Raw genomic sequence first — 14694 nt, forward strand, 5'->3', positions numbered from 1 at the left:
CTGCAAACGATGATTGGGCAGCTAGCTGGGGTCTTCCCGAGCAGAGCGCAACTCCTATAGGCGAAGAATTTGACCTTACATTCAATGGTCAGAATATGCTTCTTAACACAGTTTCTGCCGGTTTTGAAGAAGATTCACTCGTTGATGTAACAATCACACTCGACATTACAAACTTTGATTATTCAACACGTTCAGGCGCTAAGGCTACTGTTAAGGTTGAGCCTTCAACTCCTGCAGTTGATAATTTAACAATCAACGCTACATCTAATATTTGCCAGGCTAACGGTTCAGGCACATTTAATGTAGGTGACAAGGTATCAGTTTACTATCTCCTTGACACTAAGGACGCACAGCTTGAAGAAGTACAGTGGGCTCTTACATATGATAAGAACCTCCTTACACTTGATTCACTTACAATGCCTGAAATCGCTGACGGCATGGTAAATATGGATGATGTTTCAGGCAATGCTTCAAACCTTGCACTTTATGATTTTGCTGGCGGCAAGAAGCTTGTTGAGGCTGTATTCACAGTTAACGGTACAGGTACAACAAATGTTGACCTCAATGTAGTTGATCTTACACTTGGTAAGCTCAATCCTGCAACAGGCACAGTTGATGCTGATTCAGAATATGAAGCAGTAGTTAACGGCGACATGGCTAATGATCTCTTTGATCACATTAACTCAGACGCTAAGGTTGAGGCATATGTTGAGCCTACAACAACAGAGCCTGCTACAGAGCCTACAACAGTAGAGCCTACAACAACAGAGCCTGCTACAGAGCCTACAACAGTAGAGCCTGCTACAACAGAGCCTGCTACAGAGCCTACAACAGTAGAGCCTGCTACAACAGAGCCTGCTACAGAGCCTACAGACGCTCCTTCAACAGAGCCTACTACAACAGAGCCTGCTACAGTAGCTCCTACTACACCTGATGCTACATCTGCTACACAGGCTGCAACAAAGGGTCAGTCAACAGCTGACACACCGGCTAACGGCACAAGCAGCAACGCAGTACAGACAGGTAATGCTTCTATGGCAGTAGTTATCCTCTTAGCTCTTGTTTCTGCAACAGGTGTTGTTTACTTCACAAGAAAGAGATTCAATAAGTAATTGAATTTCCTATTGTAAGACTGTTAACGGCGTTGACAGATTAAAAAAATAATTTTTCGCCTCTCGGTTTTCCGAGGGGCGTTTTTTTATATCGTAATGTTGTGAAAATCAGTTTGAATTATAATTTCTAAAATATCATTTCTTTAAAGGTGAATCTGCAATTAATTTACTTTTCACATAAATTTCACCGAGAATTGTTAAATTATTGATTGAAATTTTAGTCTTAATGATATATAATAGGGATATCAAACTAAAGGAATGAAAAAAATGTCTAAAAAAATCAAAAATATGCTTTCAATTCTCTTCGTGGCTGTACTTACCGTGTCAGCATTCTGTATTCCTGCAAGTGCTGCCGAGGATGACCTTACAATCAGCATTTCAACAGATGAAAAGGATTCCGTAACAGCTAAAGTCGGCGATACGGTAAAGTATGCTATTTATATGACCGATACAAAAGAAGAAGTAATCGGAGCTGCAATGAGTTTCTTTTACAACGATGAATATTTGAAGTTAAATGCCGATTCAATAAACTGCGAAAGCTTTAAAAATGCGATTGGCAACCCTAAACTTAAGAATTTTTACACCTTTACATGGACAGATGTTCAGAATCCCGTAAAGCTTAACGGTGACAAGGCTCTTGTTTCTGCTGAATTCAAGGTACTCAAGGGAGGCAAAACCGATCTTTCATATTTCATCTCGGATATGTACGGCGATGATATGACATATCTCAAATCATATAAAATCACCTGCAAGCTTTGGGTGAACGGTAAAGAGGTAGAGGATAGTGCCGTTCCGATAGTAAATAATGATACGGCAAATTCCGAAAAAATTCAGGGCGATTTTGTAAACTACATTGACGGAATGGGCGAGGAAAACTCACCTAACAAAGACGATCATAAGTCGGTAGTTGTTGAGAAAAAGTACATCTCAACTCAGCAGAATAGTCAGGTTGTAGATGTTACAAAGGTTGTTGAGAGCTCTGCAAACGGTTCGGGTTCAAACACGACATTAATTATTATAATTGCAATTGTTGTTGTTTTGATTGCCGCAGGTGCAATTATTTTCGTAAAGAAAAAGGACGAAAAAAAGAACAAAGCTGCGGACAATAATGCAATGTCGGACGACGCAGATGCAGATAAATAAAACAGATAAATATCTTTTATAGGAAAATTTTTTATAATACAAGCTAAATACACAAAATTGCGATTGCAATTTTGTGTATTTTTTTGTTTTAAGCTTTTTGAAAAAGATTGCAATTTTGAAAATTTTGTTATATAATGATTTCATACCGATAGAAATCGGAAATTTTTTTGGAGGAGATTCAAATGTCAAAAAAACTTATCAGTATCATAGTGTCATGCGCTCTCGTCCTTTCACTTGCTCTTGTAGGTGTAATCGGCGTTTCCGCAGCTATTGATACAGACGGTCGTTATGTCCCAAGTGAGGGCGTAAAAGAAACACACAAAGTTTACTTCCTTATGCCTGAGTCATGGAAGAGTGAAAAGTACAATGCTCATGATGCAGGTGCATACTGGTGGAACGGTTCAGATGCATGCGGCTCTCTTGACGGTACGTCAGTAGGTCCTGCTTGGCCGGGTTATAAGATGCAGGTTGAAAATGCTGAAAATAACATCTTCTATCTTGACCTTCCTACAGATGTTCCTAATCTTGATTTCAACAACTACCTTAACGGCGGTCAAAGGACAGAAGATGCCGCAACAGGTAAAGTAACTTACGAGTTTACTGAGGAACAGTTTAAGGCTGCTAAGCAGACTGCCGATGTTTCTTGTCAGTACTATTCGGAAGGCGACAATGAATATTATGACAGTTTGCTTGACGGCGAATTCTGGGCAAAGGCTCAGGAAGCATTTGACGGTGATGACAAGACATTCCTCGGTAAATTTGCTGACAACTTCTTTGAGGATCCTGACTGGGGTATCTCAATGTACCTCACCAACATGATTTATGTTATAGACCCTACCAACACTTCTGTAAGCGTAACAGGTAAGGAAACATATGCCGGTGAGTTCTACTTCTACTATGGTCTTAACGAAGAAACAGGCAAGTACGAGTACGGTTCACTTCCTAACTATGATATGGCTAAGGAAGCAGGTCTTGTTCAGACAGTAGATAAGAATGCAAAACCTGCTACACCTGATCAGCCTACAACAACAACTCCGTCAAATAACAACAACACAGATCCTACAAAGAACACAGTTCCTACTGCAGGTCAGAACCCAACATCTTCTGCAAACGCAGTTTCAACTGCTGACACAGCAAATAGCACAGACAACAGCGCAGTTCAGACAGGTGCTACAACAGCAGCTGCAGTTCTCGCAGTTCTCCTTGTTGCAGGCGGTGCAGTTCTTTACACACGCAAGAGATTTGAATAATCTTAAATAATTATACATAATTATTTGATGCCCTCCGCTTTGGAGGGCATTTTTGCATTACTGTTTATTATTTGTTCTCTTATGTATGACTGAATAAGCGGAAATTACGGTTGAAAATATGCCAAAATTCCATAAAATGCAAATTTGGTGGAATTTAACACAAAAATTTGGTTGTTATTACATTGAGATTAAGGCTCAAAATTCCCTGTAACACTTGATTTTTACTGCGTTTTATACTATAATAAGCATACAGATGCAAGTATGGTGTCGGAAATTCATAAGGAGGAAATACAAATGTCCAAAAAAGTTATCAGTCTTTTGTTGGCTGTTATGCTCACAGCGGCAATGATTGTGGTTGCTGCAATAAGCGTTTCTGCTGATACGGACGATGAAGGCAGTTATGTGCCTTCTGAGGGCACTGAAACCTACCATATATATTTCTGCAAGCCTGATGACTGGGAAAACAAATATACATCTGATGCAGGTGTTTATTGGGAAAACGGTTCGGATACTCCTTCAGCGTGGCCCGGTTATTCAGCTCGCAATGCTGATGTCAAAAATGTTTACTGTTCTGATGTACCGACCGATGTTGATAAAGTAATCTGGAACAACGCTCTTAAAGGTACAGACGATCCGACAAATCCTGAATATAAACTTGCTTATCGAACAACCGATATTAATTTTAAGGGTTATGATAAAGGCGAGTCTGATTATTATCCCAACGGTGTTGAAAGCTTTGACAATATGATTTATGTTATCAATCCTGAATTTACTTCCGAGAACGATAAGGATGAATTGTTTTTTGCCGGTGAGTGGTTCTACTACTACGGTAACGGTGAATACGGCAATGCTCCTAAAAAGGCAGACCTCAAGGCCGGTGATTATTACGGCAAAGACGGTGTGTTTCCGACAGAGTACAATCCATCTGCTGAGGAAACAACAGCCGAATCAACAACAGAGGTTGTAACAGAATCGGAAACAACCGAGTCTGCAACTGATGCCCCCGTTGCAACAGAGGGGACAACATCGTCTGCTGAATCTTCGCTTGCTCTTACAGTAAATGCAACATCAAATTACTTCCCAATGGCAAGTGCAAAGTATAATGCAGTTACAAATCAGGTAACGGTTACATATTTTATGCAGTCTCCAAAGAATGTGCTCGACACGCAGTGGCACATTTCTTATGACACTTCAATCCTTTCGGTTGCTGATGTGAATACTGCTAAGTCGGTTTGCCCGACAATGGACGGCAGAGGTGTATATGTAAACTTCAAGAATAAGTCGGAAGGCGTTGGTTATGTAAGATTCGGTGCAAGTAATCTCGGTCTTTATGACTTTAGCGAAAAGACGCTTTTTGCAACAGTTGTTTTTGATGTTAAAGACATTTCAAAGGTTGCACCGGTTTCGACGACGGTTGACCTTGTTGTTGAGGTGCTTCGTGTTTCGGAAGTAAAACCGGACACAGAAATGACTGACGGTTCAAAAGAAGTTATTCTCGTTGATAAAGAAGTAGTTAAGAAAGCTCCTGTTGCTGCGGCAGTAAAAAATGATCTTTCAACTGAGCTTACTCCTTCAACCTATGCAGAACCGACAACAGCCGAGCCTACAACCAAGGAATCTACAACATTAGACACGACTGCCGAGCCTTCAACCGCAGAGCCTTCTACCGAGGAAGCAACATCTGTAACACAGCCTGTAACAAAGAAAATCAGCTCAACATCCGACACTCCCGATACACCCGACAGCAACGGCGGCAATGACGGCGTTGTTCAGACAGGTGAAGCTCCTCTTGCAGTTGTAATCCTCTCTCTTCTCATCGGCTCAACTTGTGTAATGTTCGTTCTTCGTAAGAAAGAAGAAATCCTTTAACGGCTGATAAAGACTAATAATTAAGAGGGCTGACCAAACAAAGGTCAGCCCTCTTTCTGTGCTGTGATTGAGGTTTAAAATTCTGATAAAAATACAAAAAAACAGCTCCACCGTAAATAGTGGAGCTGTTTCGTAATCTGTAAAATCAGTTAGCTCTGGTAACCTTACCTGAACGCAAACAACGGGTGCAAGCATATACACGCTTTGGTGAACCGTCAACAATAGCCTTAACACGCTGTACGTTGGGCTTCCATGTTCTGTTTGATCTTCTGTGTGAGTGAGATACCTTAATACCGAACTTTACATCCTTACCGCAGAATTCACATTTTGCCATGCGTCTGCACCTCCTTAAAGAAAACTAATTCTATTTCTAACTTTGTTATAATAACAGAAAATGAGAGAAAATGCAAGTGTTTTTTGAAAATTTCTTAACTTGTTTTTTGCTCTTGTAATTTTTGACGATATATTATATAATTAGGAATAAATATAGTTACACGATTGTTACCTAAAAATTCAGATTTCAGGAGGCTCTTATGCTCTCATTATTACTTAACGGCATCAGAAACGGCAACCTTGATTTCGGCTCGGTAATTGCCGAAATATTGGCTGTACTCGTTATTATATTTTTAATTCTCCCGTTCCATGAATGGGCGCACGCTTTTACTGCGTCACTTCTCGGTGATAAGGCGGTAAAGGGCAGAGGCAGACTTTCGATTAATCCGCTCAGCCACATTGACCCTATGGGTGCTTTGTGTATGCTTTTGTTCGGATTCGGTTGGGCAAAGCCTGTTCCGATTGATCCGAGAAATTTTAAAAATCCAAAGGTCGGTATGGCAATCACCGCAATTATGGGACCGATTGCAAATATCGTTGCGGCTTTTGTCGGACTCCTCATTTACTATCCGATTATCCTTTTTACGGGTGCTTTTCCGCTTTCAACAATCGGTGATTACATTATTCAGTTTTTAAGTTTTTATATTTCGTGCAATGTCGGACTTGCTGTGTTCAACCTTATCCCGATTCCGCCTCTTGACGGCTCAAAGGTTCTGTTCGTATTTTTACCCGACAAGGCTGTTGAATTCTTTTACAGATATCAGATGTATTTCTTCATCGGCCTTTTTGTTCTCCTTTATGTAGGAATTCTCAACACTCCGATTAACTGGCTCAGCAATCAGATTCTTGACTTCATCAGCTGGCTTGCAAGCCTGCCGTATATGCCGTTTGTCGGTTGATTTCAAAATCATTCGTAACATCAAATCATAACTGAAACTTATTTATGGAAACACAACAACTTCAATATAAGCTGTCGGCATTTGAAGGTCCTCTTGACCTTTTGCTGACGCTGATTTCTAAAAACAAAATAGATATTTACGACATCAGCATTTCCGAATTGCTCGACCAGTACATGGAGCAGATTAATATGATGCAGGAAAATCAGATGGATATCGCATCGGAATTTCTGACAATGGCGTCAAGGCTTGTTTATATCAAGTCTGTAATGCTCCTGCCAAAATATGAGGAAGAGGCTGAAGAACTCAAGAAAGAACTTTCGGGACAGCTTCTTGAATATGCCGTTTGCCGTGAAATGGCGGCAAAACTGGGCGATATTTATGACTTTGACAGCTTTTACAGAGAGGCTTCTCCCGTTGAATTTGACTTGACTTACAACCGTATTCATCCGAGTGAGGATATTGCAAAGGCATATGTCAGCGCAGTCGGACGGGGCAAGCGTAAGCTTCCGCCGTCAAAAGACGCATTTTCGGGCATTGTGTCGCATAAAATCGTGTCGGTAAACAGTAAGATTATCCATCTTATGAGAAGGCTCTGGCACGGCAAAAGGCTTGAATATCACGAAATTTTTGAGGTGTGCGAGGGCAAAAGCGACCTTGTGGCAACATTTCTTGCAACGCTGGAGCTGGTAAAGGGCAAGCGTATCAGAATTGAGGGCAGCGGTGAAAATGCCGTTGTTCATATGATTGAGGATAAAAACGCAATGCCTTTGCCACAGGTTGACGAGGACGAAAACAATGAAAATGAGGAGGTGCAGTAATGGCTGTTGAAAATATTCGTGGTGCGATTGAGGCGATTTTGTTCGCAAACGGTGCGTCGGTTGAATTTTCCCGAATAGCGCAGGCACTTGAAATTTCCGAAAAAAAGGTTAAAGAGCATATTTCTGCACTGATTGATGATTATGAAGCGTCAGGACGGGGCATAACTATAATATTGCTTGACAATTCCTGTCAGATGGTTTCAAAAAAGGAATTTGCTCCGCAGATTCGTACCGTTATGGATTTGAGAAGAAACACTCCGCTTTCACAGGCGGCTCTTGAGGTTCTTGCAGTTGTTGCGTACAATCAGCCTGTTACAAAGGCTTTTGTCGAGCAGGTGCGTGGTGTTGACTGCAGTGGTGTAATCGGCAGCTTGACAACAAAGGGACTTGTTGAAGAAAAGGGCAGACTTGAGTTACCGGGCAGACCGTTGCTTTACGGCACAACCGAAAACTTTTTGCGTTGCTTTAACATTTCAAGTCTTGACGAACTTCCTCCGCTCCCCGAGGGTGATGAGGACAAGGAGTCCGAAGAAAACGGTGAAGAACAGGAAAAGACTGAAAACGGCAATGAGCAGATTGATTTGCTTGCCGATCAGCCTGTTGACAGGCAGTAAAATTTAGGGGGAATTCCCTTTGCTTTGGCTATATATCCTACTCGGAATTGTGCTGTTTATTGCGCTTGTGATGTTTATTCCGATTACTTTGTGTGCATCATATAAAGAGGAGTTTTGGTGCGCCGTGTATATCGGATTTGTAAAGCTTCAGCTTGTGCCGGCAAAACCCAAAAAGGAAAAGAAGAAGAAAAAAGCAAAAAAACAAACTCAGAAAACCGAACAGCCTAAAAAAACGACAGAAAAAAAGCCGAGCCTTATAAAAAAATACGGTATTGAGTGGCTTTTGAACCTGATAAAAAAAGTTGCAGAGCTTGCAGTATCTGCATTGCAGGACTTTTTCAGCCACATACTGGTTAAAAAATTGTCGCTGAGTATCAGCGTTGCAGGTGACGATGCGGCTGACACGGCTATAAAATACGGCAAATACTGTGCCGTTGTTTATCCGGCAGTAGGTACAATTGTCCGTGTTGTAAAATGCAAAGGCTACGGAGTTGACATAAATCCGAATTTTTCGGAAAAAGCAGAAACTGAAATTAACTTTGACTTTGCCGCAAGAATTTTCGCATTCCGACTTATCGGTCTTGCCGTTAAGCACGGAATCAAGGGGATTAAACTTCTTGCAGAAGTTAAAAATGATTGATATAAATATTGTTGAAAAAGGAGAATGGCTATGGAACATCCTATCGGCAGTTTAATGGATACCACAATGGAAAAAATCAAGGAAATGATTGATGTCAATACTATTATCGGCGAGCCTATAACTTCGCCTGACGGCACACTCATCATTCCTGTTTCAAAGGTAAGCTACGGCTTTGCGGCAGGCGGTTCGGATCTGCCTACCAAAAAGGAAAACAAAGACTGCTTTGGCGGCGGTAGCGGTGCAGGTGTGACAATTCAGCCTGTTGCATTTCTTACCGTTTATCAGGGCGATGTAAGGCTTGTTTCCGTTGACAGGGAAGAAGGCACAGCCGATAAGCTCGTTAATATGATTCCCGATGTTCTCAAAAAAGTAAAGGGAGTTTTCAAAAAGGATAAGAGCGAATCCGCAGACGATTTTTCCGAAATCACACAGGACGATATTGACGGCTGATTCGTAATATTGCAACACCCCTCGGCATAGATTTATGCAGGGGGTGTCCTTATGAAAAAAATAATCTCGCTTGCGGTGTGCTTTGTTATGCCGTTTGTGCTTATGGGCGCAAAGACTGCGGAGGATACTCCTCCAACAACTTCTGCACAGGCATTTGTTCTTTATTGTCCTGATAACAACACGGTTATCTGTTCAAAAAATGCAGATGAAAAAATGAAGCCTGCGAGTACCACAAAGATTATGACATCTCTCATAACGCTTGAGGAGGCGGCATCCTGTAACAGCGAAGTAACCTTCAAACAGGAAATGGTTGCCGAGGGCAGTTCGATGTATCTTAAAGTCGGTGAAAAAGTCCGACTTTCGGACCTTGCGTCAGGAATGATGATGGCGTCGGGTAATGATGCGGCGAATGCGGCGGCATATACGATTTCGGGCAGTCCCGAAAAGTTTTCACAACGAATGAATGAAAAGGCAAAGCAAATCGGTATGACGAATACCAATTTTGTAACGCCGAGCGGACTTGACGATGATAACCATTACTCAAGTGCAAAGGATATGGCTCTGCTTATGTCATATGCACTTGAAAATGACGATTTTGCAAATCTTACGGCTAAGAAGAGCGTGACCGTTGAATTTCTTGAACCGAAATCAAGGAAAACCGCATATGCAAATCATAACAGGCTTTTGTCGCTTTATCCCTACTGTACAGGCGGAAAAACAGGCTATACAACGGTGGCAGGGCGGTGCCTTGTTTCCTCTGCAAAAAAAGACGGCGTAACGCTTGTGTGCGTCACTCTGAATGACCGTAACGATTGGAATGACCATATTTCCCTTTATGATTACGCTTTTGAAAAGTACAGGGGAGTTGACTGCAAGGACGCTGACTTTTGTGCCGATATTCCGTGCGTGGGCGGTGATAAGGACAGCGTAACGGTTACAGGTGAGAAGAACAACACAATCGTTTTAAAGCGTGAGGACTGCGATAAAATCAAGAAAAAAATCTTCATAGACAGCTTTTTGTATGCTCCGATTGAAAAGAACGAATCGGTCGGCAGAATTGAATACACACTCGGCGGAAAGCTGCTTTATAAATGCAACATTGTTGCAGGCGAAAAGATTAAATCGGATAAAAAGAGTGTGTCAATATTTTCGGCAATAGGAAATCTGTTTTCGTGACAGCTTAAATATACAGAAAATTTTAATAAAAAGGAATTTACATATGGCTAAAATTGAACCTATAAGACTTCAGAAATTCATAGCGCAATGCGGTATTGCGTCAAGGCGAAAAGCCGAGGAGCTTATTCTCGGCGGTCATGTCAAGGTGAACGGCAAAACCGCAATTCTCGGTGATAAGGTTCTTCCTACAGACAAGGTGTTTGTAAGAGGCAAGAGAATTGTTGTGCCGAAGGGCGGTAATTACCGATATATTATGCTCAACAAGCCCCGTGGATTCATTACCACAATGAATGATGAGCGTGGCAGAAAGTGTGTTGCACAGCTTGTTGAGAATGTCGGCGAGCGAGTTTATCCGATAGGCAGACTTGACAAAGACAGCGAGGGTATGCTTGTTTTTACAAATGACGGTGACTTTGCAAACAAGGTTATGCACCCGAAAAACAATGTTTACAAGATTTACAGAGTAACCGTTCGACCGTCAATTGACGAGGATCAGCTTGTAAAGCTTGAAACAGGCGTTGAGCTTGACGGCAGGAAAACCGCTCCTGCATATGTCCATGTAATTCACAAGGAGCAGGGCAGAGTAGTTCTTGAAATGATTCTTCACGAGGGTAAGAACCGTGAAATCAGAAGAATGTGCGAGGCTGTCGGGCTTGAGGTTGCAAGACTAAAACGCACCCAGATTGGTGGAGTTAAAATGGGTATGCTCAAACAGGGCGACTGGAGAGATTTGACCGAACAAGAGGTTAAAAAACTGCTTGCAAACCCGTTTTTAAACGGCAAACAGCTTTAATTTTCCGTTTTTGAAAAATACTTCCGAAACGGTCAATCAAACTATTCGTTAATTCGACAATAAATTTACGGTTTTGGTGTAATAACTATTAAATGTGTTCAAAATTGAAATAGTACAGCGTGTTTTTCTTGTACTTTTGAAGATTATAGAGTATAATGTATTGTGTAGAAAATTAGTATGCACGCTCAGTTTTCGTGCATATTCAATACATGGTATTGGAGGATTTTAAGATGAGTATTGAAAAGATCAATCAGGCAAAGGCTGAAATTGCCGCAACTTCCGCTTATAAGACAATTACGGCGTTTTTTGATGCAGACAGCTTTTGTGAAATTGATGCCTTTGCAAAATCCGGTGAAGGTTTTGCCGAGGTTGTTGCAGGCTTTGGAACAGTAGAAGGTATGCCTGTTTATGCGTTTGCACAGAACAGCGACATTTGCGGCGGTGCTATGAGTAAGGCACAGGCTGCCAAGCTTAAAAAGCTGTATGGTCTTGCGCTCAAGACAGGCGCTCCTGTTGTAGGATTCTATGACAGCGTTGGCGGCAGACTTAATCAGGGTACAGAGCTTCTCGCAGGTTGCGGTGATGTTCTCAATGCGGCTGCGTCACTTTCCGGTGTTGTACCGCAGATCTCGGTTGTTCTCGGCACTTGCCTCGGAACAAACGCTCTTAACGCCGCAAGCGCAGACATCGTTATCATGAGCAAAGACGCACAGCTTTCACTTTCGGTAACAGGCAAGCATTCCGATGCCGCTTACAATGCTGAAAACGGTATTGCCTCAATCGTTTGTGACGACGCAGACAAGGCAATCAAGGCTGCAAAGGAACTTATCCTTTATCTTCCGTCAAATAACCTCACAATGGCTCCTCAGTCATTTGAAGAAGCTCCGGCAGAGGACGGTTGCGGTTGTGTAGTCAGCAGAACAGTTGACGGCAACAGCATTGTAAAGCTCTTCAATGATTACGGCAAGGAAGCAAATGTTCGTTTTGCAAGACTCGGCGGTCAGGTTGTAGGTATTGTTGTTACAAAGGGCAAGGAGCTTGGTTGCAAGTCTGCAAACAAGGTAGCAAAGTTTGTTCGTTTCTGCGACGCTTTCTCACTCCCTGTTGTAACATTCGTAAACTGCCCGGGCTTTGAGTCAATCAAGTCGGCAACAAAGGCATCAGCCGCTTATGCTGAGGCAACAACAGTTAAGATTTCTGTTGTTACAGGCAAGGCAATCGGTTCAGGCTATGTTGCTCTTGCAGGCACAGGCGCTAATGCAGATGTTGTTTACGCACTTCCCGATGCAGTTATTTCACCTGTTAATGTTGAGGCTGCCGCATTCATTATGGCTCCCGAAGTTATGAATGTTGCCACAGATAAGCAGGCTGAGGTTGCTCAGAAGTTTGCTGACGAGAATCTTTCTGCTTACAATGCCGCTCAGAACGGCTATGTTGACGGTATTGTTGAAGAAGCTCAGCTCCGTCAGACTCTTATTTCTGCTCTTGATATGCTCTCGGGCAAGCGTGTTTCAACACTTTCAAAGAAGCATTCAACTATCTGATAAATGATTACTTGTTAAAATAAAAGGGGATACTAAAAATGAAGAATTTAAGAATTACAGTTAACGGCACAGCATATGATGTTCAGGTTGAAGAACTCGGCGGCTCTTCAGCTCCCGCAGCAGCCGCTCCTGCTCCGGCAGCCGCTCCCGCTCCTGCAGCAAAGCCGGCAGCTCCCGCAGGCGCTCAGGGTTCTGTTGTTGTAAAGGCTCCTATGCCCGGTACAGTTGTTAATGTTGTTGTTTCGGCAGGACAGGCTGTTAAGGCTGGAGATGACCTCGTATTCATCGAGGCTATGAAGATGGAAACTCCCGTTAAGGCTCCGCAGGACGGCACAGTTGCAACAGTTGATGTTGCAAAGGGTGAGTCAGTTGACTCAGGTAAGGTTCTCGTAACACTTAACTAATCAATAATTCGGAGAAAGGGATGCTGTAAAATGGCAAAAAAAATCAGAGTTACCGAAACTGCTCTGCGTGACGCTCATCAGTCACTCATTGCAACAAGAATGACAACAGAGGAAATGCTCCCTGTTCTTGACAAACTCGATAAAATCGGTTATTACTCACTCGAATGCTGGGGCGGCGCAACATATGACTCATGCCTCAGATTCTTAAACGAAGATCCGTGGGACAGACTCCGCACAATCAGAGAGCATTGCCCTAACACAAAGCTCCAGATGCTTTTCAGAGGACAGAATATGCTCGGTTATCGTCACTATGCCGATGACTGCGTTGAGTACCTTGTTCAGCGTTCAATCGCAAACGGTATTGACATTATCCGTATTTTTGATGCTCTTAACGACATCAAGAATCTTAAAACAGCTATCAAGGCCGCTAACAAAGAAGGCGGTCATGCACAGGTTGCTATCAGCTACACAACAGGTCCAGTATTCACAGATGAATACTATGTTGAGTATGCTAAGAGAATTGCAGACGCAGGTGCAGATTCAATCTGTATCAAGGATATGGCTGCTCTTCTTACTCCGACAAGAACCGAAAGCCTTGTAAAGGCTATCAAAGCCGCTGTTCCGGAGCTTCCGCTTCAGCTCCACACCCACTACACATCAGGTCTTGCATCAATGTGTCTTTTAAAGGGTGTTGAGGCAGGTGCCGACGGCATTGACACAGCAATCAGCCCACTCGCTCTCGGTACATCACACGCACCTACAGAGTCAATGGTTGCCGCTCTTTCAGGCACAGAGTTCGACACAGGTCTTGACCTTAAACAGTTCTCTGACATCCGTGCTTACTTCATGACTCTTCGTGAGAAGTACATCAAGTCAGGACTTCTTGATCCTAAGATGCTCGCAACAGACGCTAACGCTCTTATCTATCAGGTTCCCGGCGGTATGCTTTCCAACCTTCTTTCACAGCTCAAGCAGGCCGGTAAAGAAGACAAGCTTGACGAAGTTCTTGCAGAAGTACCCCGTGTTCGTAAGGATTCAGGTTATCCTCCGCTTGTTACTCCGACATCACAGATTGTCGGCACACAGGCTGTATTCAATGTAATCACAGGCAAGCGCTACTCAATGTGCACAAACGAGTTCAAGGGACTTGTTGCCGGTGAGTACGGTACAACTCCAATGCCGATTGATCCTGCGTTTCAGAAGAAGATTATCGGTGACAAGAAGATTATCAAAGGTCGTCCTGCAGATCAGCTTAAGCCTGAGCTTGATAAGCTCCGTGGCGAGATTGAGCAGTGGATTGAACAGCCTGAGGATGTTCTTTCTTATGCACAGTTCCCGAAGGTTGCTCTCGACTTCTTTGAAAAGAGAAGAAATGCCAAGGTTGGCATCAACGGCGACAAGCTTGACAAGAAAAATATGGTTCACCCAGTTTGATTTGACAACTAAAATTAACATTTATGCCACTTTCGCTATGAAAGTGGCATTTTTTATTGATAGTTAGAATACGAAATATGTGAAGTAGGTACTGCTTTTTATAAGTAAACACTACTGACAAAATTAATAATGAATTTTCAAATGAATATGAAGTTTTTATTGAAAGTGAAAGTAATATGTGTTATAATAGTGATATAAAATCACAACAGTAAGGT

At 42.5% G+C, this 14694-nt stretch carries 15 protein-coding genes; 14 read left to right on the forward strand and 1 reads right to left on the reverse strand.

Features of this window, described 5'->3' with window-relative positions; translation table 11 throughout:
- The 4 genes from WMO31_RS00005 to WMO31_RS00020 all read left to right on the forward strand — a co-directional run.
- Positions 1–1112, forward strand: a 1112-nt coding sequence (locus WMO31_RS00005) for a hypothetical protein (protein WP_367998981.1), incomplete at its 5' end; no start/stop codon positions are given.
- Between the two features lie 267 nt (positions 1113–1379).
- On the forward strand, positions 1380–2255 hold the full coding sequence (locus WMO31_RS00010) for a hypothetical protein (RefSeq protein WP_155128987.1): 876 nt from the start codon (positions 1380–1382) through the stop codon (positions 2253–2255).
- A gap of 182 nt (positions 2256–2437) precedes the next feature.
- Positions 2438–3505, forward strand: a complete 1068-nt coding sequence (locus tag WMO31_RS00015; protein ID WP_367998982.1) for a hypothetical protein — start codon at positions 2438–2440, stop codon at positions 3503–3505.
- Between the two features lie 294 nt (positions 3506–3799).
- Positions 3800–5374 carry a hypothetical protein gene (locus WMO31_RS00020; RefSeq protein ID WP_367998983.1) on the forward strand — a complete coding sequence of 525 codons (1575 nt, stop codon included), beginning with the start codon at positions 3800–3802 and terminating at the stop codon, positions 5372–5374.
- 145 nt (positions 5375–5519) lie between these two features.
- Here the strand turns inward: WMO31_RS00020 and rpmB are convergent, their stop codons facing one another.
- Complete coding sequence (gene rpmB / locus WMO31_RS00025; protein ID WP_015523414.1) at positions 5520–5708, reverse strand: 50S ribosomal protein L28; 189 nt, start codon at positions 5706–5708, stop codon at positions 5520–5522.
- A gap of 199 nt (positions 5709–5907) precedes the next feature.
- Here rpmB and WMO31_RS00030 point away from each other — a divergent pair, with 199 nt between their 5' ends.
- The 10 genes from WMO31_RS00030 (at position 5908) to WMO31_RS00075 (ending at position 14479) form a co-directional block, all read left to right on the forward strand.
- Complete coding sequence (locus WMO31_RS00030; RefSeq protein ID WP_295246637.1) at positions 5908–6606, forward strand: site-2 protease family protein; 699 nt, start codon at positions 5908–5910, stop codon at positions 6604–6606.
- Positions 6607–6650: 44 nt separating this feature from the next.
- Positions 6651–7424 carry a segregation and condensation protein A gene (locus WMO31_RS00035; RefSeq protein WP_101070574.1) on the forward strand — a complete coding sequence of 258 codons (774 nt, stop codon included), beginning with the start codon at positions 6651–6653 and terminating at the stop codon, positions 7422–7424.
- Positions 7424–8038: an SMC-Scp complex subunit ScpB gene (scpB, locus tag WMO31_RS00040; RefSeq protein ID WP_117521080.1), complete on the forward strand. Its 615-nt coding sequence runs from the start codon at positions 7424–7426 to the stop codon at positions 8036–8038. Before WMO31_RS00035 ends, scpB begins: the two co-directional genes overlap by 1 nt.
- A 19-nt stretch (positions 8039–8057) precedes the next feature.
- A complete protein-coding gene (locus WMO31_RS00045) occupies positions 8058–8678 on the forward strand; it encodes a DUF2953 domain-containing protein (RefSeq protein ID WP_367998984.1) in 621 nt (206 codons plus the stop codon).
- A 30-nt stretch (positions 8679–8708) separates the two neighbouring features.
- Positions 8709–9128: a GerW family sporulation protein gene (gene ytfJ / locus WMO31_RS00050; protein ID WP_015523418.1), complete on the forward strand. Its 420-nt coding sequence runs from the start codon at positions 8709–8711 to the stop codon at positions 9126–9128.
- 51 nt (positions 9129–9179) lie between these two features.
- Positions 9180–10304 (forward strand): D-alanyl-D-alanine carboxypeptidase family protein, encoded by a 1125-nt coding sequence (locus WMO31_RS00055; protein ID WP_295184419.1) that lies wholly within the window; start codon positions 9180–9182, stop codon positions 10302–10304.
- A gap of 43 nt (positions 10305–10347) precedes the next feature.
- Positions 10348–11097, forward strand: coding sequence for a pseudouridine synthase (locus tag WMO31_RS00060; protein ID WP_015523420.1), 750 nt, complete (start codon positions 10348–10350; stop codon positions 11095–11097).
- A gap of 230 nt (positions 11098–11327) precedes the next feature.
- The gene (locus tag WMO31_RS00065) at positions 11328–12641 is read left to right on the forward strand and encodes a carboxyl transferase domain-containing protein (protein WP_021883776.1); all 1314 of its coding nucleotides are present in this window, start codon (positions 11328–11330) and stop codon (positions 12639–12641) included.
- A 38-nt stretch (positions 12642–12679) separates the two neighbouring features.
- A complete protein-coding gene (locus WMO31_RS00070) occupies positions 12680–13045 on the forward strand; it encodes a DUF2118 domain-containing protein (RefSeq protein ID WP_046433336.1) in 366 nt (121 codons plus the stop codon).
- A 30-nt stretch (positions 13046–13075) separates the two neighbouring features.
- On the forward strand, positions 13076–14479 hold the full coding sequence (locus WMO31_RS00075; protein ID WP_015523423.1) for an oxaloacetate decarboxylase subunit alpha: 1404 nt from the start codon (positions 13076–13078) through the stop codon (positions 14477–14479).
- Positions 14480–14694: the final 215 nt, after the last annotated feature.

It is taken from the genome of Ruminococcoides intestinale (genome assembly GCF_040095935.1).
Lineage (GTDB): Bacteria > Bacillota > Clostridia > Oscillospirales > Acutalibacteraceae > Ruminococcoides > Ruminococcoides intestinale.